Genomic DNA, 20761 nt, shown 5'->3' on the forward strand with positions numbered 1-20761 from the left:
AAATTTCCTACTCCCCAAAACTTATGACATGGACCACTAGAACACCTGTAGACCTGTAGATATTGAAAGCTTAAAAAACCTGGTTTTGTTTCTATTTGACTCAAATTTACCTTTATCAGCTTAAATTCTGCGAATCGAACTGGGAATACTAGGTAGGTAGGACGATAGTTCGGGAATATAGTCGAAAAATGAATATAGCAAGTGTTTCTAGTTCAGAATCTTTTCAAAGCTGTTCTGGCACTGAGGTTAGTACCTCGCTGTCAGGTTCTGACCTAGAAAGCGTTATTAAAACTTTACATAAACTTTCGAGTTATGTTCAACTCGACCAATTGGTTGACTGTTTAGCTGAGGCAGTTGTTCAACATACAGGCGCCAACCGATGTATTTTACTATTGAACAATCCTGTTCAAGAATTACAAGTTGCTGGATTCTATCCACCACATCAAGCTGACTCTGATTTCAATAAAAATAATAAAATATTTCCTGCTGCTGTAATTAGCCAAGTTGAGTGTAATTTAAAATCTTTTGTTATCAATAATATTGATAGTGCTTTTTGTGATGATGCTTACTTTTCACAGTATAAAGCAAAGAGTTTTTTGTGTATACCTATAACTAATTTAACTAACTGCGGCGCCCTTGTTGGTGTTATTTATTTAGAAAGTGATTTAATAAATGTATTCACTAATACAATGATACAAATATTAAATATACTTTGCATTCAAGCTGCTATATTACTTCACAATGCTTATAAATTTCAACAGTTAGAAGAATCGTTACAAGATTTACAGCAAGTTCAGTCACAATTACTCGAACGTACAAAACAACTGCGAATTAGTGAAGCACGGTTTCAACGTGTTGCCGATAATATACCTGGAGTAATTTATCAATTTCGTCGTGAGCAAGATGGTTTTGTGTCTCTTCCTTATGTGAGTTCGGGATGTCGTGAGTTATTTGAAACAACTCCCGAAGAAGCAGTACAAGATGCACTATTATTGTTTCCTAGGCTGCATCCAGATGACCGTCAAAGCTATCAAGAATCAATAGAGGTTTCTGCCCAAACTTTACAACCTTGGACATGGGAAGGACGATTTAATTTACCTTCAGGAAAACAAAAGTGGGTGCAAGCGATATCTCGTCCCGAACTTCAAGCTGATGGGTCAATTATTTGGGATGGAGTAATCATTGATATTACAGCACGTAAAGTAGCTGAGGAAGCTTTGCGAACTAGTGAAGAACGGTTACGAACTGTAATTAATTCGGCGCCAATTATTCTTTACGCTTTAGATAAAGATGGTAGATTTACTTTTGCTGAAGGTCAAGGTTTGGAAACATTAGGACTGAAGCAGGGTGAAGTCACAGGGCAATTAGTAGACGGGTTTTTCAGCAACTATCCAGATGTGATTGAAAATACTAAGCGAGTATTGAAGGGTGAAGCATTAAGTTATAAAACAAATTTTGAAGGAGTATTTTTTGAGATTCGCAACACACCAATTCAAAATAATCTGGGTACAGTTGAAGGTTTGATTGGTGTTGCAATAGACATTAGTGACCGTAAATTTGCCGAAGCTGCATTGGTTGCGAGTCTCGAACAAATTGAGTATCAGGCAAATTTATTACGTAGCGTAATCGATGCAACATCAAATTGGATTTCTGTCAAAGACCGTAACTTCCGCTATATTCTTGCCAATCGAGGTTTTGCTGATAGTCTTGGCAAGTCTTCTGGAGATATTCTTGGTAAGCATGACCTAGAGATTGGTTTTTCTGAAGAGTTAGTTTTTGGTAATTTAAGTAAAAAAATTAGCGGTTGGCGTTGTGATGATACTAAAGTACTGCTTGGTGAAACGATTAATAATCACTATGACGTAATGACGGTAGCTGACGGTTCACGACGCATTTACGATACGCAAAAAGTCCCATTGCGTAATAGCGAAGGTAGTATTATTGGTATTGTAAGTATTGGGATTGATGTTACTGAACGGCGCCTAGAAAAACTTCAGTTACGTGAATCGCAGCAATTTTTGAAGCTAATTTTAGATACAATTCCTTTACATGTTTATTGGAAAGATCGTAACTCGGTTTTTTTAGGTTGTAATACTAACTTTGCTCAAGTCGCTGGAATTACTTCACCAGAAGATATTGTTGGCAAAAATTATTGTGATTTACCGTGGGAAATACAAGAAGCCGAATATTATCGTCAGTGCGACCGTATTGTTGTAGACTCAGGTAAATCAATACTAGGAATTGTTGAATCACAACTTCAAGCTTCGGGTAATCGCGCGTGGATGGAAACGAGCAAAGTACCACTGCACGATGCTGAGGGTAACATAATTGGGATACTCAGCACTTCTCAAGACATAACATTGCGTAAAAAAGCTGAGTTAGCACTACAACAAGTCAATGAAAAACTTGAGCAGCGTGTAGAGCAACGCACAGCAGAACTTCGCACAGCTAAGGAACTTGCAGACAGTGCCAACCGTGCAAAAACCGAATTCTTGGCGAACATGAGCCATGAGCTTCGCACGCCATTAAATGGTATTTTAGGTTACGCACAAATTCTTCAGCGTGATAGCAATCTCTCTCATGCGTATAAGCAAAAAATCAATACGATCCATCAGTGTGGTTCACACTTATTAACTTTAATCAATGATATTCTTGACCTTTCTAAAATTGAAGCTCAAAAGTTTGATTTATACTACAGTGATTTTGACCTTCGCTCATTCCTTGATAGCATTGTTGAGATATGCTTTATTCGCGCGCAGCAAAAAAATATCAGCTTTATTTACGTTGGAACTAAACAGGTGAATTTGGTAGTGCATACCGATGAAAAGCGTTTGCGGCAAGTGCTAATAAATTTACTGGGAAATGCGATTAAGTTTACTGATAAAGGTCAGGTAGTTTTTAAATTTGAGGTAATAGATAATGGCAACACAATGGAACTCCCAGTTCCCATTTGTAAAATCCGTTTTCACATACAAGATACTGGTATTGGTATTAAACAAGAAGAATTGGAAAAAATCTTTCTCCCATTTGAACAAGTTGGCAGTAAGCGTCATTCTATAGAAGGAACTGGGCTAGGACTCGCAATTAGCCAGCGAATTATACATATGATGGGTAGTAAAATTCAAGTTACCAGTTCTTTGGGTGAAGGCAGTACTTTTTGGTTTGATGTTGATCTACTATGTGTTTGCGGTGATGTTGATAGTAGCCTACACACAAGTACTATTATTGGTTATAAAGGAATTAGGCGCCGAATATTGGTAGTAGATGACCGTTGGGATAACCGTTCGGTGATTGTAAGTATGCTCGAACCACTGGGTTTTGAATGTATCGAAGCGTCTGATGGACAAGATGGACTCAATAAAGCTTTGTTATTTCAGCCCGATTTGATTATTACCGACTTAGCAATGCCTGTTTTAGATGGACTTTCTTTAACACGGCAGTTACGAGAACAAGAAAAGCATATTATTTGCAAGGGCGCCAATTGCCCAAACTATGTAATTATTGTTTCATCTGCGAGCGTATTTAATAGTGACCGTGCTGAAAGTCTTGCCGCTGGTGCGAATGATTTTCTTACAAAACCAGTTGACGTAGACGAGTTACTAAGGCAAGTTGGTCGATATTTACATTTATCTTGGCTTTACGACACAGAGCAAAAAATAGAGCAAGAAACAGAGAAACAACCACAACAGCAGATAATTGACATTTCGGCAATGTTTAAGATACCACCGAAACGAGAATTAAAATCACTGCTAAATAGTGCGCGCATCGGTGATATTGAAGCGGTCGAGATGGAAGCATATAGAATTCAGCAATTAAATATAAATTATCAAGAATTTACCAACAAGTTGTTACAACTTGTTTCTGAGATGAACGAAGCAGCGATTCTTAAATTAGTTGAAGTTTGCGTAAAGGAAGGTCATGAATAACACCGTACAAAACTTAATTTTAATTGTCGATGATAACCCGACTAATGTAAAGGTGTTGTTTGAGTGCTTGAAATCAGCTGGTCATCGCGTCCTTGTTGCTCAAACAGGAGAAAGTGCCTTAGAAAAAGTCCAACTTGTTTCACCTGATTTAATTTTGCTCGATGTAATGATGCCTGGAATTAACGGTTTTGAAACTTGTCAGCACCTCAAAGCTTCTCAGTCAACTCAAGATATTCCAGTTGTTTTTATGACTGCACTGTCTGACACCGAAGAGAAAGTTAAGGGTTTTTCTGTTGGCGCCGTAGATTATATTACCAAGCCATTCCAACGAGAAGAAGTTTTAGCGCGCGTAAATACCCACTTACAACTTCGTAATTTAACTCGAAAACTAGAACAACTTGTTAGCGAACGTACATATGAATTAACGGCAACATTAGAAAAATTACAAGATTCTCAACTGCAATTAATTCAAAATGAGAAAATGTCAAGTTTGGGTAACTTAGTTGCAGGAGTTGCACATGAAATTAATAACCCCATTGGCTTTATTTCAGGGAATCTTGACCAAGCTTTAATTGCAGTTCAAGACGTGATTGAATGTTTACGACTTTACCAACAAGAAGTTCCTGTACGCGAAACGATTCAAAAGAAAATCACCGAAGTTGATTTAGAATATTTAATTGAAGACCTACCGAAAATGCTAAATTCCATGAAAATTGGTTGCGACCGCATTCGTGAAATTAGTACATCACTACGCACTTTTTCTCGCAGCGATACTGATGACAAGGTAAGCGCTGATATTCATGAAGGCATTGATAGCACCTTGATGATTTTATCTCATCGCCTCAAAGCCAACGAAACTCGTCCAGAAATCCAAATAATAAAAAATTACTGTAGTATTCCTAAAGTTCCTTGCTATCTTGGTCAATTGAACCAAGTATTTATGAATATTCTAGCTAATGCTATTGATAGTTTTGAAGAAGCAAACCAGAACAGTACATATTCTGAAATTGTCGAAAACCCGAATGTAATCACTATTTCAACGGCAACAAACCATCAGCAAATGATTATCTCTATCAAAGATAATGGTTATGGAATGGCGCCTGGTATCAAAAAGCGTATATTTGACCATTTATATACAACAAAACCAATTGGCCAAGGAACTGGGTTAGGTTTATCGATATGTAAGCAGATAATTGAGTCAAAGCATCAAGGTCAGCTGACTGTAGAATCTGAACTGGGTAAAGGAAGTTTATTTACTATTATTTTACCGATAGTGTAAAAATTCGCTCAGAAACCGGGTTTCTATGCAAAATCGTTATTTATATCGCAAGATTTCAATCAGAAACCCGGTTTCTACGCAAAATCGTTATTTATATTGCCAGATTTCAATCAGAAACCCGGTTTCTACGCAAAATCGTTATTTATATCGCAAGATTTCAATCAGAAACCGGGTTTCTACGCAAAATCGTTATTTATATCGCAAGATTTCAATCAGAAACCCGGTTTCTATGCATAAGCCATGTAATTAATATTTGGATTGATACCCTAGCTTCAGGTAGTAACATAGTGTTAGTAACACTCTCAATCCATATTAAACAAGTTTAGAGGCGCGATTTAAGAAAATGCAAGTAGAATTGGTGAACGGCAAGGATAATAATATTTTTAAGCCTGCGTCAATCTTGTGTGTAGGTGCTGGTTGGTTTCCCAAATCACCGGGAGGGTTGGAGAGGTATGTCTATGAGCTAACACACAAGTTGGCAGAAAAAGACACTATTGAACTTTGCGGTGTTGGGTTGCCCTCAAACGACAATAATTTACCGATAAAGTTAACAAACTTAGCTTCTCCAGATGCACAAATTTGGAACCGTATGTGGACTTGTCGCTCAAATTTTCGAGCATCACGCACTTTTACACCCGATGCCATCAATTTACATTTTGCTTTGTACAGCTTTCCAATATTAGACTTACTCCCAAAACAAGTTCCAATTACATTTAACTTTCATGGCCCCTGGACATCAGAAAGCGTAGAGGAATCTGGGGGGAATAAAATTAGCCTTTTACTTAAGAAATGGTTAATTGAGCAGAGAACATATAATCGTTGCGACAAATTTATTGTTCTTTCAAAAGCATTTGGTAATATATTACACCAGAAGTATCAAATTCCTTGGAATAAAATTTATGTAATTCCTGGTGGAGTTAATATTGAAAAATTCCAGCCTAATTTATCTCCTACACAAGCACGAGAAATGCTAGGCTGGCCCCAAGACCGTCAAATTCTTTTTACATCACGTCGCTTAGTGCATCGTGTTGGTATAGATAAATTATTAGAAGCGGTAGCTGCAATAAAATCTAAAAATCCTGATATTTGGCTAGCAGTAGGGGGGAGAGGTCCTTTACTAGATACTTTAGTTTCTCAAGCAACCGAACTTGGGCTTGATAACCACGTTCAATTTATTGGATTTTTAAAAGATGAGTTACTGCCAGTAGCATATCAAGCCGCAGACCTGAGTGTAATGCCCAGTCAATCATTTGAAGGTTTCGGATTATCATTAATTGAATCATTAGCTTGTGGAACTCCGGTTGTTTGCACACCAGTTGGTGGAATGCCAGAAATATTACAATCATTCTCACCTAACTTAATTTGTGCCTCGACAAGTAGTAACGCAATAGCAGAAACTTTAGAACAAGCATTATTGAAAAAAATTGCAGTTCCATCACGTCATGAATGTCGCGAATATGCAACTGCCAACTTCGACTGGTCAAAAATTGCGAAACTTGTACGCGCGGTGATGTTAGGAGGGGCGGGTTAACTTAGATTTTACACTCATTAAGCAGGATATCACTGAACCCGCCCGTACAGTAGGCGCGGAGTTAGCATTTTAATCAAGCGTTTCCTTTGTAATATAAGTAACATTAAGCTCTGATTCAAATTGCTTCAATTCCTCCCAAAACTCCTTTTCTAAAGGCTCTGGTAGTATTAAGGCTTTGTCAATAAATTTATACAGGTTACGGATATCTTGCTCCTCTAGTCCTTTTTCATAAAGTCGATGAGTTAACTTGGTTTTCCAAATTTTTCGCTGTTGAGGCGCCTGTAAAGTTTCTAAAGCTTTCAAATGTGCCATAATGACATTGGCAAAAAGGTTATCGGACTTTTCTAACTCTTGCCATCGCGAGCTTGAGTTAAAATCTAAAAGCTTCAAGTTTCCGAAGCGAAATCTTAAGACAGTACCGAAGGCTTCATGACCATGAGAAAATTCGTCTGGGCGCCAATTTTTATCCTCATCGCATAAAATGACTATAGTCAAAGAGTGCTGCTTAAAATGCTGAAAAATTCGACCACTATGGATAAACATCTTTCCGGGCAAATCTTCAAAGTATTCTGCTTGGACATGGAGATGTAGCAATATCCAATCTTCTTTTTCTTGATTAAGCCACACTCTAACTAACTTACTCGTGTACTCTCCAATCATTTCAATATCGCGCCTAATTTCTTGAAAATCTTGATTCAAGAACTCATAAGGAAGCTCTACATCAATTTCTTTATAAACATCAGGCATATACTTGATTATATCGATAAAACATGCTTCTATAACATCATTCCACGCACTTACGTAATTCGCGCGCTCACTATTATTCATAAAACAAGCTTATTATTTTTGGTATTTTTAGTTTATATTATAACCAGATAATCAACAGGGTTCTACCCATTCATTGTCGCAGACAAATTGTCATTTATATTATAATATATCAATGGAGAAACTCGGTTTCTAGTATTTTCAAGTAAACTTATATGAATTTAGATTATAATCAAATTTTGGCTGAATCTTCTTGCATAACAACTCATTCCCAAAGATTAGATGAAATATATAACTCATTGAAAGATTTTCCGAAAGCTAGAAAAAATCAAATAGTTGAAGCAATTGGCTTAAATCCCAACACAAACCCTGATACAATAAAAAGTATTTTCCAAAGATATGGAGGAATGGCAGATCAAATAATTCAGCACAACCCATTTATACCTTTACTACAACTATCAAAACCAGAGATATTTAAAGATTGGATACTAGAAAGAAGCCATCCAATATTTTATAATGTAAAAACTTCACTATTGCTTCAAGAAATTGCACTATCCACTAAAAATACAACAGTAAATGCAAACCTAGCTAATTCTAAAGATGTAGACGAAAAAATTATCAAAGCCATCGCAAAAAAAACAAGTTTTTCAGCAAATATTAAATACGAGAAAGAAGAGTTACGGTTAAGACAAGAGCTAATAAAAAATCAGCATACTCCCGTCAAAATACTATTAAATATAGTACAAAAACAGAACGAAACTCAATTTCACGAAAACGCCTGGATAAATATTAACTCTTTTCAGCACAAAAAACAAGAAGTCATTAATTACTTTAAATCCTTAAATACTCCCAAAAAAACCTGGGCTGAAAACTTAGTAGGAAAAATAGAAGCTTTACTTGAAAAAGCTAAACTTGAAGGCGCCCTTGATAAGGGTAAAGACGGGTATCAAAGTTTTGTGTATGAAGAATACATAATTGAAACATTACCACTAGCTGGAATTAAAGTTTTATATAACAACACTTACTATAACAAAAAACTTATCTTTAACTATGACATCGAATCACTCCAAGTATTTGTCAGCGTACCTAGCGACGATGAAATAGAATTTTGGAATAACGTATCGTAGGTTGGGTGTAACCCAACATGGACGTTGAGTACGTTGGGTTACTCGGTGCTACAGCCAACCTACGATTGATTTTGCTGTAACCACCGAGATAAATCGTCGGCGCCTGTAAAATCAAGTAAAGCTTCGCCAAGTGCCTCTATTTGATCAAGCGTTAAAGACTCAATTTGCGCGCGTAATGTTGGTGACAGTTGCCCTAAGCGCTTTTGCAGAAGTCGTAGAACCATTGATAGTTCTCCTTCAACTAGTCCTTAAAGTTTACCACGATCAAAGCCAATGCGTTCACCAGTTGTCATGTAAGGCATATTACGCTCCTGTTCAAATTGCTTAAAATCTTCCCAAAACTCATTTTCTAACCCTAATGGTAATATCATAACCCAATCTATAAATCTATATAGGTTACGAATATCTTGTTCATCTAGTCCTTTATCGTAAAGCCTACGAATACGAGAAAACTTCCAGTATTTACGCTGTTCTGGATTTTTCTCTGTCTGCTGCGTTTTCAAATACTCATACACCTTTACTAGTAGTGCAGATGTTCGGAGTTTATAATATTAGGCACCAGGTATGGAAGTATGCTTATGTATTGATTTATAAAGGGTTTTGAGTATTATTTTTTACATTGATGGTATATGGGACAGGCAGGATGCCTGTTCCACAAGAGATTTGAGTTACAAATATAGTTATTACAAATATAGTTATGAGCTTGTTGACTTAAGTATCAACTATGAAATTTCATAAAAATCTGATTTTTACCTGGTACAATAGTGTTACTTCGCAGGTAGTGTAAGTGATTGGTGAGGTAGAGAAGCATGTCACGTTATTGCTTAAAAACAATTAAATCTTTTGGATTTACTCAAAAAATGATTGACCAATATTTAGGTCAACCGATAATTGCTAGCAACCCTCACTACAAATGCGCGGCGCCGATGAAGCTCTGGGAGCGTGACTTAGTAGATAAAGTACGAGAAGAGAAAAAAGATGAGTTAGAAACAAATTTGGCAAAACGTGCCAAAATGTTAGAAGCAAAGAATAAAAGAAAATCTGCAAAGCGTTCTTTATTAGGGTTTTATCTGGAAAATTACAGCTATTCACTTAATGAATATAATACATGTAGACTAATTGAAATAGCATTTAAAACTGGAGCAATTTCCATGTCAGCATTTAAATCTGATGATTTAACCTTAAATTTAATTGCTGGATATTTGGCTGATGACGAAGAAGCACGCATCCGAAAAGAATTTGCAGCTTCGGATAAGGTTTATTCAATAGTTTATACTCAGGTTAGAAAAGCTTTAATAGCATCTGACATCGTGTTTCAGTGTATTAGAAACGTACAAACTATTATTGAAGATTGGGAACGCGAAGAACAAGAGAAAGCTGAAAAAGAAAAACTTGAACGCTTACGTACAAAACTTATACAGCAGTCTTTCTTTGAGTACATACAACAAAATTTTGACACATTTCTACAAAATGCAAGCATTAATAAAAATGCGATTCAAGAGCCTAGTATTAATGCTTCTAAAAAGAAGAAAAGTAAACACGCAAAACGCAATGTTAACTATGTGTGGTCAAGGATTCAAACTTATGCCAGAAGCCAAAATCCTAATTTTGCTGATACTCCTACCATTGCAAGTTGCGGTAAGTTTCACCAACGAATTGTAACATATATTAATACAGTTTTACAAGAAAAGCAGTCAATAATTAAATAGGCAATTATGGAGGCAATTATATTTATAGGACTTCAAGGCGCCGGAAAATCAACTTTTTATCGTGAACGGTTATTAAATACCCACATGCGTATTAATTTGGATATGCTTAAAACAAGACACAGAGAACAAATATTTCTCAAAGCTTGTTTAGAAGCAAAACAATCGTTCGTTATTGATAATACTAACCCAACGCTTGAAGAAAGAAGTCGTTATATATTGCCAGCCAAAAAAAATAGATTTAGAGTTGTAGCTTATTATTTTGATTCTCATTTAGAAGAGTGTAAGCAACGAAATAACGAGCGTACAGGAAAAGAAATCATTCCTCTTGTTGGAATACTAAGTACATATAAAAGGTTAGTTTTACCAACATGGGAAGAAGGATTTGATGCAATATACTCAATTAAAACAGTTAATAATTACTCGTTTATAGTAAAGGAATGCTTCCGTGAAATTTGATGAACTCGATACAAGGATGCGCGTTTTTGAAACCGCACACGACCATTGTGTTCTACCAGGTATTTATATAGTTGCTCGGTTAGATGGACGCAGTTTTACTCGGTTAACAAAAGAAGTACATAAATTTGAGGCGCCGTTCGACGAGAAAGTTCGCGATATGATGTTGGCAACAGTCGAGCATTTAATGAACTGTGGTATAGATATTATTTACGGTTATACAGAAAGCGATGAAATATCTTTATTATTTGCATATGATGAAGTAAGCTTTGGACGCAAAACACGCAAGCTCAACTCAGTATTGGCAGGAGAAGCAAGCGCGCGGTTCTCATTGCTTTTAGGAGATATAGCTTGCTTTGATTGTCGCATATCACAACTACCTAATATTACCGAAGTCGTTAACTACTTTCGCTGGCGTAACGAAGACGCACATCGTAACGCACTCAACGCACATTGTTATTGGTGCTTACGTCGTGACGGTAAAAGCGCTAGACTCGCAACCAGCATGATGGATGGATTATCAGTTGCAGATAAAAACGAACTCTTGTTTCAACATGGTATTAACTTTAATAACCTTCCCAACTGGCAAAAACGAGGAGTAGGACTTTACTGGGAAGAATATCAAAAAGAAGGATATAACCCTAAAACAGGCGAAACAGTTACTGCAACCAGGCGCCGAATTAAGCGAGATTTAGAATTACCCATGAGAGATGAGTATAGTAATTTTATTCAGAAGCTTACTAGCTAATTGTAGCACAGCCCGAAAAGCCTGTGCAGTGAGGTCGTTTTGTTTACCACAGGCACTTCACAGCTTGAGCTTGATTTTTTGTTACGGCGCCGTAAATGACTATAATATAAATGCATTATATATAAAAGTAGTATATTTTGTATGAGCGACATAAACATCACAGTTCCAGATCTTGCTTCTCAATGGGAAAGTGAAGTAGAAGGAATGTCTTCTACTGTTCAAATGTCTCAGCATCCCGCTTACCAAGAAATTATTAGTATGGGGAATCAAATATTAGCATTATTGCTGAGAGAGTTAAAAAATAACCCTCTTTACTGGTTATCAGCATTATCTCAAATTACAGGTGAAAATCCTATAAAACCTGAACAACGAGGAAAAATAAAACAGATGGCCTCCGCTTGGCTGGAATGGGGTAAAAATCAAGTTTACATAATTTAATCTAATGTATAAGTGACTTTCACCGATGAACGGCGCCTGATATCCATGACACTATGTAGTACTTTGTTATTATATTTTAACTAGAGAAAATTTAAAACTCCAATTTTCCGTACTTAATCAAACTTATGATTTATTGACTTAGATATGGGAATAAGGTTTTAAGGTTAGGGTATTATTTTCTGTCGTTAAAGGCGAAAAAAAGCGAAAAAGAAGCAAAATATACAAAAAAAACAGGTTTTATTGTGTAACCTGACTTACACGTGGAAGAAATATGTAGGCGCCTACTCTCAAATTTGTTTACATTGTTTGAGATGATACTACAACATCATAAAATTTGTTGAAACTGCTGATAATCGCAGCCTTTTAATGGGAATACTTAACTTATAGAAGAGTATAAGTATAAGTTACTATGACAAAATTATTAGATATAAAAGATAAAGTGATTGGCTATCACATTACAGAAAAAATCTACTCAGGTAGCAAAACCTTAGTTTATCGAGGTATTAGAGAAAAAGATCGACAATCGGTCATTCTTAAACTAATGGCGACTGAATACCCTACCTTCAGTGAAATTACCCAGTTCCGCAATCAATACACCATAGCTAAAAGCCTCGACCTTCCTGGCATAGTCAAACCTTTAAGTATAGAAAATTATCGCAATGGCTATGCCCTAGTCATGGAAGACTTTGGTGGCATTTCCCTCGCAGATTGGCAACTGCAAGATCAGGGAATGGAGAATAATGCTATTTCTTTAAGTCAATTTTTTCCCATTGCCATTGAAATTGTCTCTATTTTGGAGGGACTGCACCGTTATCGAGTCATCCATAAAGACATTAAACCCGCCAATATTCTAATTAACCCAAGCACTGGTGAGGTAAAAATCATTGACTTTAGTCTTGCCACCCTATTACCGAGAGAAATTCAATTCCTCACTAATCCTAACGTTTTAGAAGGGACGCTCGCTTACATTTCCCCCGAACAAACGGGTCGGATGAATCGAGGTATCGACTATCGCAGCGACTTTTATTCTTTGGGTGTTACCTTTTTTGAACTCCTGACAGGGCAGTTACCCTTCACCGCTACTGACCCAATAGAATTAGTTTATTCTCATATTGCAAAACGACCACTAAAAGCTAGCGATATTAACGCCAATATTCCCCCGGTTTTGTCTGACATTGTTACCAAGTTGATGGCAAAAAATGCCGAAGACCGTTATCAAAGTACACATGGCTTAAAGTATGACTTGTCCATGTGCCGTGACCAATGGCAAACTGTGAACAAAACTGGGAACATTGGCGCCTTTGAGTTGGGAGTACGAGATGTATCAGACCGTTTCCTGATTCCTGAAAAACTTTATGGGCGCCAACATGAAGTTGAAACCCTACTTGCTGCTTTCGAGCGTGTAACAGGTGGGACAACAGAAATGATGTTAGTTGCGGGTTTCTCTGGAATTGGTAAAACTGCCGTGGTCAACGAAGTCCATAAACCCATCGCGCGGCAGCGTAGTTACTTCATTAAAGGAAAATTCGACCAGTTCCAGCGTGATATTCCCTTATCCGCGTTAGTACAAGCGCTTCGGGATTTAATTGGGCAATTGCTCAGTGAAACTGATACCCAAATTCAACATTGGAAAACTAAAATTTTGTCGGCATTGGGAGAACAAGCGGCTGTAATTACTGATATTTTGCCCGAACTTGAACAGATTATTGGTAAACAACCAGAAATTAGCGAACTTTCTGGCAGTGCGGCTCAAAATCGCTTTAACTTATTGTTTCAGAGATTTATTCAGGTTTTTACTACTAAAGAGCATCCCCTTGTTATCTTTATAGATGACTTGCAATGGGCAGACGCAGCTTCTTTAAAACTCATCGAATTATTGATGAGTCAAACCAACGAAACTGCAAGGGGTTTGTTGCTAATTGGTGCATATCGGGATAATGAAGTATCAAAAGCACATCCGCTTTATTTAACAATACAAGAAATTGAAAAAGCGGGAGCAACCATTAATCACATCACTTTAAAACCCCTAAATCAAAGTGAATTAAATAATTTGATAGCTGATACCCTACGGTGTGAAGAAACACTTGCTGTACCTCTTACGCAAATAGTGTTTGCAAGAACCAATGGAAATCCCTTCTTTGCTACTCAACTACTTACTTCTTTATATCAAGATGGCATTATTAGATTTAGCTTTGATGTTGGATCTTGGCAGTATGATATTGCTGAAGTACAGGCAATAGCTCTTACAGATGATGTCGTCGAGTTTATGGCAATTCAATTAAAAAAATTGCCAGAACTTACTCAACAAGTTTTAATGCTGGCAGCTTGTATTGGTAACGAATTTGACTTACAGACTCTCGCTACAGTATATAAAAAATCTGTAGTAGACACAGCATCAGATATATGGAAAGCTTTACAAGAAGGGTTAGTTGTACCTCAAACTAACATTTACAAGTTATTTCAACATGGTGATGGTCAGAAAGATAGCTTTGAAAGTAAAGACTCTAAAGAATTATCAGCAAGGAATTTGCAAACTCCTAAATACAAATTTATCCATGACCGGGTACAGCAAGCTGCCTATTCTCTGATTCCCGAAGACCAACAAAAGGCAATTCACTTAGAAATTGGGCTATTACTGTTGAATAATACCCCGGTTGCAGAACGGGAAGAAAATATTTTTCAGATTGTTAATCATTGTAATATTGCAGTTGAATTAATTGCAGATCAAACTAAGTATGATGAGCTAGCCCAGATGAATTTGCTAGCTGGACGTAAGGCTTTAGCATCAACAGCTTATCCCGCTGCCTTAAGGTATTTAACTACAGGAATCGAGCTACTTACTCCGGATAGTTGGGTTCAGGAATATGATTTATCTCTAGCTTTGTATGAGACAGCAGCAGAGGCAGCATACTTGGCTGGCGAATTTGAACAAATGGAAGGATTTGTTGAAGTAGTGTTGGCTCAGGCTAAAACATTACTAGAGAAAGTAAAAGTTCATGAAGTAAAAATTCAGGCTTACGGGGCGCAAAACAAAGCACTGGAAGCTGTCAATATCGCGCTAGCATTTTTGAAGTTATTGGGTGTTGAGTTTCCTGAGAATCCTAGCCAGTCAGATATGCAGCTCGCAATGGCAGAAGTAGCATCAAACATGAATGGGAGACATATTGAGGACTTAATTAATTTGCCAAAGATGATACATGCTGACAAATTGGCAATGATGCGTATTCTATCTAGTATTAATCCTTTTACCTATCAAGCAGTTCCTGAACTATTCTCCCTTAATGTCCTTAAACAGATTAATTTATCGTTGAGATATGGTAATGCTCCGTTATCTGCCCTTGCCTACGTCACCTACGGGCTAATTCTCAACGCGGTAGTAGGAGACATCGAATCTGGCTATCAATTTGGTAAGCTAGCTATAAATCTTTTGCGTGAGTTCCAAATGAAAGAAGTTGATGTAAAGGTTATTGCAACATTTAATCCATATATCAGATCTTGGAAGGAGCATACAAAGGAAGTATTAAAACCTGTATTAGAAGCTTATTCGACTGGATTAGAAACAGGAAATTTGGAATATGCTAGCTATTGTCTTTACACCTATTGCTACGCTTCATACTTCATTGGTAGAGAGTTGATAGAACTAAAATTAACAATGGCAAGTTACAGCAGTGCTATCTCTCAGATGAATCAAGAAAGAGCATTTCATTGGAATAGTATCTATAGACAATTAGTCTGTAACCTGCTTGGAGACGTAGAAGACCCCTGCCGTTTAATCGGTGAAGCTTATGATGAGGATAAAATGCTACCACTTCTCTTTGAAGGCAAAGATAGAGTTGGGCTTTTATATTTAAATTTCAGCAAATTACATCTGTGTTACCTATTTCAAGACTTTTCACAGGCAGTAGAACATGCTACTCAGGCAGAAAAGTATTTAGATGGCGGGATAGGAAATATTGTTGTTCCTCTTATCTATTTTTACGAATCTCTTGCTAGGCTAGCACTGTATCCTGACGCATCCCAGACTCAGCAAAATTATATTCTCAATAAAATATTAACAAATCAGGAAAAGATTCAGAAATGGGCAGATTATGCACCAATGAATTATTTACATAAATATTATCTTGTCGAAGCAGAAAAGCATCGTGTTATTGGTAAATTTTTCGAGGCTATAGAATTATATGATCGTGCTATCTCTCTCGCCAAAGAAAATGAGTATATTAATGAAGAAGCTCTCGCTAACGAACTTGCAGCTAATTTTTATCTAGAATTGGGTAAACAAAACATTGCTCAAACTTACTTAACTAATGCCTATTATTGTTACAGTCGTTGGGGAGCGAAAGCCAAAGTTACAGATTTAGCAAACCGCTATACTCAATTACTTGCTCCCATTCTTGAGCAAGAAAAACTTAGCCCCCATCCTAGCCATAAAACTACTTCTAATAGCAAATCTCTATCCACCCTCAGCAATCACCATACTATTATTGGATCAAAGACAAGCATTTCTGACTCTCTGGATTTAGCCGCACTCCTGAGAGTATCTCAAGCACTTTCGGGAGAAATTGAGCTTGAACAACTGGTTTCCACTTTAATAAAAGTTGTTATAGAAAATGCTTGCGCCTCTAAATGTGCTTTAATTTTAAGCAAAGGTAATAACTCAAATTTAACAATCGCCGCAGTCAGTTCTAGTTCAACCACAAAGTTCCCTTCAATTTCCCTAGAGTTGAGCGATGATGTTCCCATTACTTTAGTGAATTACGTCAAACGCACTTTACAAATATTAGTAATCGATGATGCAAAAACTGACACATTTTTAGTAAACGATCGCTACATTATCCATCAACAACCGTGTAGCCTTTTGTGCATCCCAATTATTAATCAAGGTAAATTGCTCGGAATTTTTTACCTAGAAAATAATCTGACTACGGGAGCGTTTACAAATAATCGGCTAGAAGTACTCCAACTCCTTACCACGCAAGCTGCAATATCCTTAGAGAATGCCATTCTTTACAGAAATTTAGCTGAAGCTAATGAAAAATTAATAGGATATAACCATACCCTAGAGGAAATGGTAGAGAAGAGAACGCAAGAACTTAACGATAAAAATCAAAGTTTGCAACAAACCCTAAGAGATTTACAACGTACCCAAAGCCAATTAATTCAAAGTGAAAAAATGTCTTCTCTAGGGCAAATGGTCGCTGGCATTGCCCATGAAATCAATAATCCGATCAACTTTATTCACGGGAATATTCAATATACTAGTAGGTATGTGCAAGATTTACTGAATTTGATAAATATTTATCAACAAGAATACCCCAACCCTTCCCCTATACTTAAAGAACAAGTTGAGGAAATTGACATTAATTTTATATTACAAGACTTGCCCAAGATTCTAGATTCCATGAATATGGGGACTTCACGCATCCGTAATATTGTATTAGGCTTACGAAACTTCTCCCGTCTTGATGAATCAGAAATGAAGCCTATAGATATTCATGAAGGAATTGACAACACCTTGATGATTTTGCAGCATCGACTGAAAAAACAAAGTGAGCGGTCTGAGATTACAGTTATTAAAAAATACGAACAACTGCCAAAAGTTAATTGCTATGCAGGTCAACTTAATCAGGCATTTATGAATATTCTTAGTAATGCAATTGATGCTTTGGAAGAGGGAATGAGGACTAAAAAATGGGGAATAGAGAATAGTCAACCTCAAACTCCTATAATTAGGATTTGCACTAAGCTAGTAAACAACCGTACAGTGAGAATTTTAATTGCTGATAACGGTTGTGGTATGACAGAAGCAGTCCAACAGAAAATTTTTGACCCATTTTTCACTACTAAACCAGTTGGAGGAGGTACAGGCTTGGGGTTATCGATTAGCTATCAAGTTGTAGTAGATAAACATAAAGGTCAGTTAATCTGTAATTCTACGCCAGGAGCGGGAACTGAGTTTGTGATTGAAATACCTGTGCAGTAGTGGTTTATGTAACTAATTCCGTGCGGTTGAATAAAAATCAAAACCTTTGTAGAGACGCGATAAGGAGCGTCTCTACATTTCCTAGAATTAATAATATGAAACACTACTGTTATAAAATTAATATGCGTATGTAGTTGCCATATACAATGGAGATGCGCGCCGCCCTCTAATTACCATCTTTACTCCACTAGCAGGTGCTAAAGTAAAACCTCTACGCTGAGGCCGCTCTGGTCGATTACCAGCCAGTGCAAGTTGATAGTTTGATAGGATTGTTGCCAATACTAGCTTTATTTCAAACTGCCCTAAAGTCTCACCAATACATCGACGTACACCACCACCAAAGGGCAAAAATTCGTAGGGAGAAAATTGTCTTTCTAAAAAGCGCTCTGGTTTAAACAGTTTTGGTTCAGGATATAAATCCTTACGGTGATGAGTGAGGTAAATACTAGCCAGCAGTACCGTCCCTGGTTCTAAAGAATGTCCTAGTAATTCTACTGGCTCTTGCACTAACCTGGGGAACGAGAACATCAAAATTGGATGAATTCGCATCGATTCATTACATACTGCTGTGAGATATGGCAATCGATAAATGCTCATAGGGTCTGGGGAATCACCGAGTGTACTCAGTTCTTGGAGCAGTTTTTCGTGGACTAGCGGCTTTTGGTGAATCCAGTACAATGCCCAAGCTATTACCGTTGCTGTAGATTCATATCCACCAAGTAGTAAGGTCATCAACTGATCGCGCAATTCCACATCTGTCATACCTTGACCCGCTTCATCCTTCGCTAACATTAGCAAGGAAAGGATATCAATTCGATCTGGGTCAGGTTTTTCCCGACGTTCAGCAATTTCTGCGTAAAGCAATTCATCTATTTGCTGCCGACTACGCAGAAATTTTCCCCAAGGACTCCAAGCGCAGAAATCCTGTTGCAAAAATGAGAAGAAGAATAAACTAGAAGTGAGTGGAGACCTAAAATAATCTAAGAGTAAGGGCAGTAAATGCTTGAGTTGTTGATATCTTTTTCCCTCATATAAGCCAAAGATAGCTTCTAAGATAACTTGCAGGGATATATCCTGTGTGACATTACGGCATGAAAAAACATTATTTAGTGGCAATTGCCTAAAAGTTTTTTCAGTGAGGCTACATATTAGCTGACCGTAAGCTTTCATCCGGTCTCCGTGGAATGAGGGCATCACCAGTTGTCGTTGCCGTTTATGCCGATCGCCATCTATTGAGAGGAATGAATAGTTACCTAGAAAGGGTTTCAAAATTTTATTTAACTTACCGGCTGCTACAAACTTTTTTCTATCATTAGTGAAAATTTCCTTGATTGCTTCCGGATGGTTTACAAATACCACAGTATCCCCAAAACCAACCAACTTACCAGTAAAAATGTCGGGATATTGCTGGGCGGCGCTTTCCATATATCCAATAGGATCAGCAACCCATTGAAACCTCTGTATCAAAGGTGAAGTTTTGAGAGGGTTAGGTAGTTTCATTTGAGTTATTATTGCAAAGTTTTCCTAAAAGCGTTCTCATCTTCAACTTAAGCCGCCATTAGCTCTAGCTTTTCTAAAGACTGATACCGAGCAGAATCAGCATACCAATTCAGGTTGGCACTTATCCAGGTATTTAATCCTAATACATACTTTTCTAGTTCAGCATCTAGCTCTTCCCCAAAATGTGGAATAGACGCTTCTAAATCTATCATCGCTTGTACCTCTTGATTGTGCATTTCTACACAACGCTTAATTGCTTCTTCTAAAGGCAATCGCTGTTGATAGTGAAAGACCAATACTAAATTGTGAAAATCACCACTTGCCATTTCCCTAGATGCCGAGAATATATCATTACACCAAGAAATGATATTACTTGTCATCTCTCCTAATTTGCTCACAATAGTCTGCTCTTTAACAACGTCGGGAATCGTCAAATGGTTGAAAAAATCAATCCACGCTAGAACAAGATCCCCGGCTACACTTAACCTACGCATTTTAGTATACGTATTAACATCAGGTACAATCCCCTGTAAACGGTTGAATGCTTCTAGCATACAACCGTGAAAGTAGCCCTCAAAACTGCGGACAACACGATCAAAAGATATTGGGTCACCTATTTGAAGCATACGCTTCCGTATATCACTTAAGGCATGACTAAGAGGTATGTCTTGACTCGTAGGTTCTATTCCATTGAATATTTCTAGAAATCTCTTTTGATAATCCTTTAAAATTTCAGGTTGTTTACCTAACTCTGACATATCGCATTGATCGTCCCAAATAAACAGCCAACTCAACCAGTCATTTGCAATCTTCAGTTCTTCAAGTTGGCAATGAGGATAGGCATATACGGTTAGCAAAAAAAAATTTGACTTGCTAAAACGCTGATAGACTCGTGATTCATTTTCTAAAAGGTTGAAGCGAAGTACCCATTCCAACGCATATTCTTCCAGAACATCTACATGCTTATTTATCTGCGATGGAAATGGGCAGTATAAATCGGGGAAAATGATTTTTTCCATAAATAACTCTATCAATCAATGGGAACAGTTAGAAAGACACAAACTACAGTACACAGAAGAAGCTGACCTCTAAATCCTCATTGAGCTATTACTGATACACCAATTTTGCTACAGTGCGAGAATGATATTTATTAACACTGCAAGTGGTATTTCAATATATCGCTTAGGCTTAAAAATTTAGTCCGTGCAAGCATTATTTTATGTTTAATTAAAATTTTTAACCGTATTTATCAGTAATTAATCAGGTGTGTACAAGCAATTAACTACTATGTAAAAAATAATACAT

Annotated in this window: 12 protein-coding genes and 1 pseudogene; 9 read left to right on the forward strand and 4 right to left on the reverse strand. The window is 37.1% G+C overall.

Translation table 11 applies throughout. The annotated features are described in order from the left end of the window. Positions 1-188 precede the first annotated feature (188 nt). From DSM106972_RS16625 to DSM106972_RS16635, 3 genes are all read left to right on the forward strand, one after another. Positions 189-3926: a PAS domain-containing protein gene (locus DSM106972_RS16625; RefSeq protein WP_127081740.1), complete on the forward strand. Its 3738-nt coding sequence runs from the start codon at positions 189-191 to the stop codon at positions 3924-3926. Then, positions 3919-5205, forward strand: coding sequence for a sensor histidine kinase (locus DSM106972_RS16630; RefSeq protein WP_127081741.1), 1287 nt, complete (start codon positions 3919-3921; stop codon positions 5203-5205). The genes DSM106972_RS16625 and DSM106972_RS16630 overlap by 8 nt, the downstream gene beginning before the upstream one ends. 343 nt (positions 5206-5548) lie before the next feature. After that, positions 5549-6736: a glycosyltransferase family 4 protein gene (locus DSM106972_RS16635; protein WP_127081742.1), complete on the forward strand. Its 1188-nt coding sequence runs from the start codon at positions 5549-5551 to the stop codon at positions 6734-6736. A gap of 69 nt (positions 6737-6805) precedes the next feature. On the opposite strand, the gene DSM106972_RS16640 is transcribed toward DSM106972_RS16635, so the two are convergent. Beyond that, entirely contained in the window at positions 6806-7564 is a 759-nt protein-coding gene (locus DSM106972_RS16640; protein WP_127081743.1) for a hypothetical protein, read from the reverse strand. Between the two features lie 152 nt (positions 7565-7716). Between DSM106972_RS16640 and DSM106972_RS16645 the strand changes: the two genes are divergently transcribed. Then, positions 7717-8628 (forward strand): hypothetical protein, encoded by a 912-nt coding sequence (locus DSM106972_RS16645; RefSeq protein WP_127081744.1) that lies wholly within the window; start codon positions 7717-7719, stop codon positions 8626-8628. Positions 8629-8687: 59 nt separating this feature from the next. Here DSM106972_RS16645 and DSM106972_RS16650 read toward each other — a convergent pair. After that, a pseudogene (locus DSM106972_RS16650) lies at positions 8688-9143 on the reverse strand (DUF4351 domain-containing protein); the annotation flags it as partial. Positions 9144-9437: 294 nt separating this feature from the next. Here DSM106972_RS16650 and DSM106972_RS16655 point away from each other — a divergent pair. The 5 genes from DSM106972_RS16655 (at position 9438) to DSM106972_RS16675 (ending at position 17956) form a co-directional block, all read left to right on the forward strand. Continuing rightward, positions 9438-10337: a hypothetical protein gene (locus DSM106972_RS16655; RefSeq protein WP_127081745.1), complete on the forward strand. Its 900-nt coding sequence runs from the start codon at positions 9438-9440 to the stop codon at positions 10335-10337. A gap of 6 nt (positions 10338-10343) precedes the next feature. Further along, on the forward strand, positions 10344-10793 hold the full coding sequence (locus DSM106972_RS16660; protein ID WP_127081746.1) for an ATP-binding protein: 450 nt from the start codon (positions 10344-10346) through the stop codon (positions 10791-10793). Further along, positions 10783-11538 (forward strand): tRNA(His) guanylyltransferase Thg1 family protein, encoded by a 756-nt coding sequence (locus tag DSM106972_RS16665; RefSeq protein ID WP_127081747.1) that lies wholly within the window; start codon positions 10783-10785, stop codon positions 11536-11538. The genes DSM106972_RS16660 and DSM106972_RS16665 overlap by 11 nt, the downstream gene beginning before the upstream one ends. A 141-nt stretch (positions 11539-11679) precedes the next feature. After that, positions 11680-11976, forward strand: coding sequence for a hypothetical protein (locus tag DSM106972_RS16670; RefSeq protein WP_127081748.1), 297 nt, complete (start codon positions 11680-11682; stop codon positions 11974-11976). A 409-nt stretch (positions 11977-12385) separates the two neighbouring features. Beyond that, positions 12386-17956 (forward strand): trifunctional serine/threonine-protein kinase/ATP-binding protein/sensor histidine kinase, encoded by a 5571-nt coding sequence (locus tag DSM106972_RS16675; RefSeq protein WP_127081749.1) that lies wholly within the window; start codon positions 12386-12388, stop codon positions 17954-17956. A 117-nt stretch (positions 17957-18073) separates the two neighbouring features. Here DSM106972_RS16675 and DSM106972_RS16680 read toward each other — a convergent pair whose 3' ends face one another. Beyond that, the gene (locus DSM106972_RS16680) at positions 18074-19456 is read right to left on the reverse strand and encodes a cytochrome P450 (RefSeq protein WP_127081750.1); all 1383 of its coding nucleotides are present in this window, start codon (positions 19454-19456) and stop codon (positions 18074-18076) included. Positions 19457-19503: 47 nt separating this feature from the next. Further along, on the reverse strand, positions 19504-20475 hold the full coding sequence (locus DSM106972_RS16685) for a terpene synthase family protein (RefSeq protein WP_127081751.1): 972 nt from the start codon (positions 20473-20475) through the stop codon (positions 19504-19506). Between the last annotated feature and the right edge of the window lie 286 nt (positions 20476-20761).

The sequence above is a fragment of the Dulcicalothrix desertica PCC 7102 genome (genome assembly GCF_003991905.1).
Taxonomy (GTDB): Bacteria; Cyanobacteriota; Cyanobacteriia; order Cyanobacteriales; family Nostocaceae; genus Dulcicalothrix; species Dulcicalothrix desertica.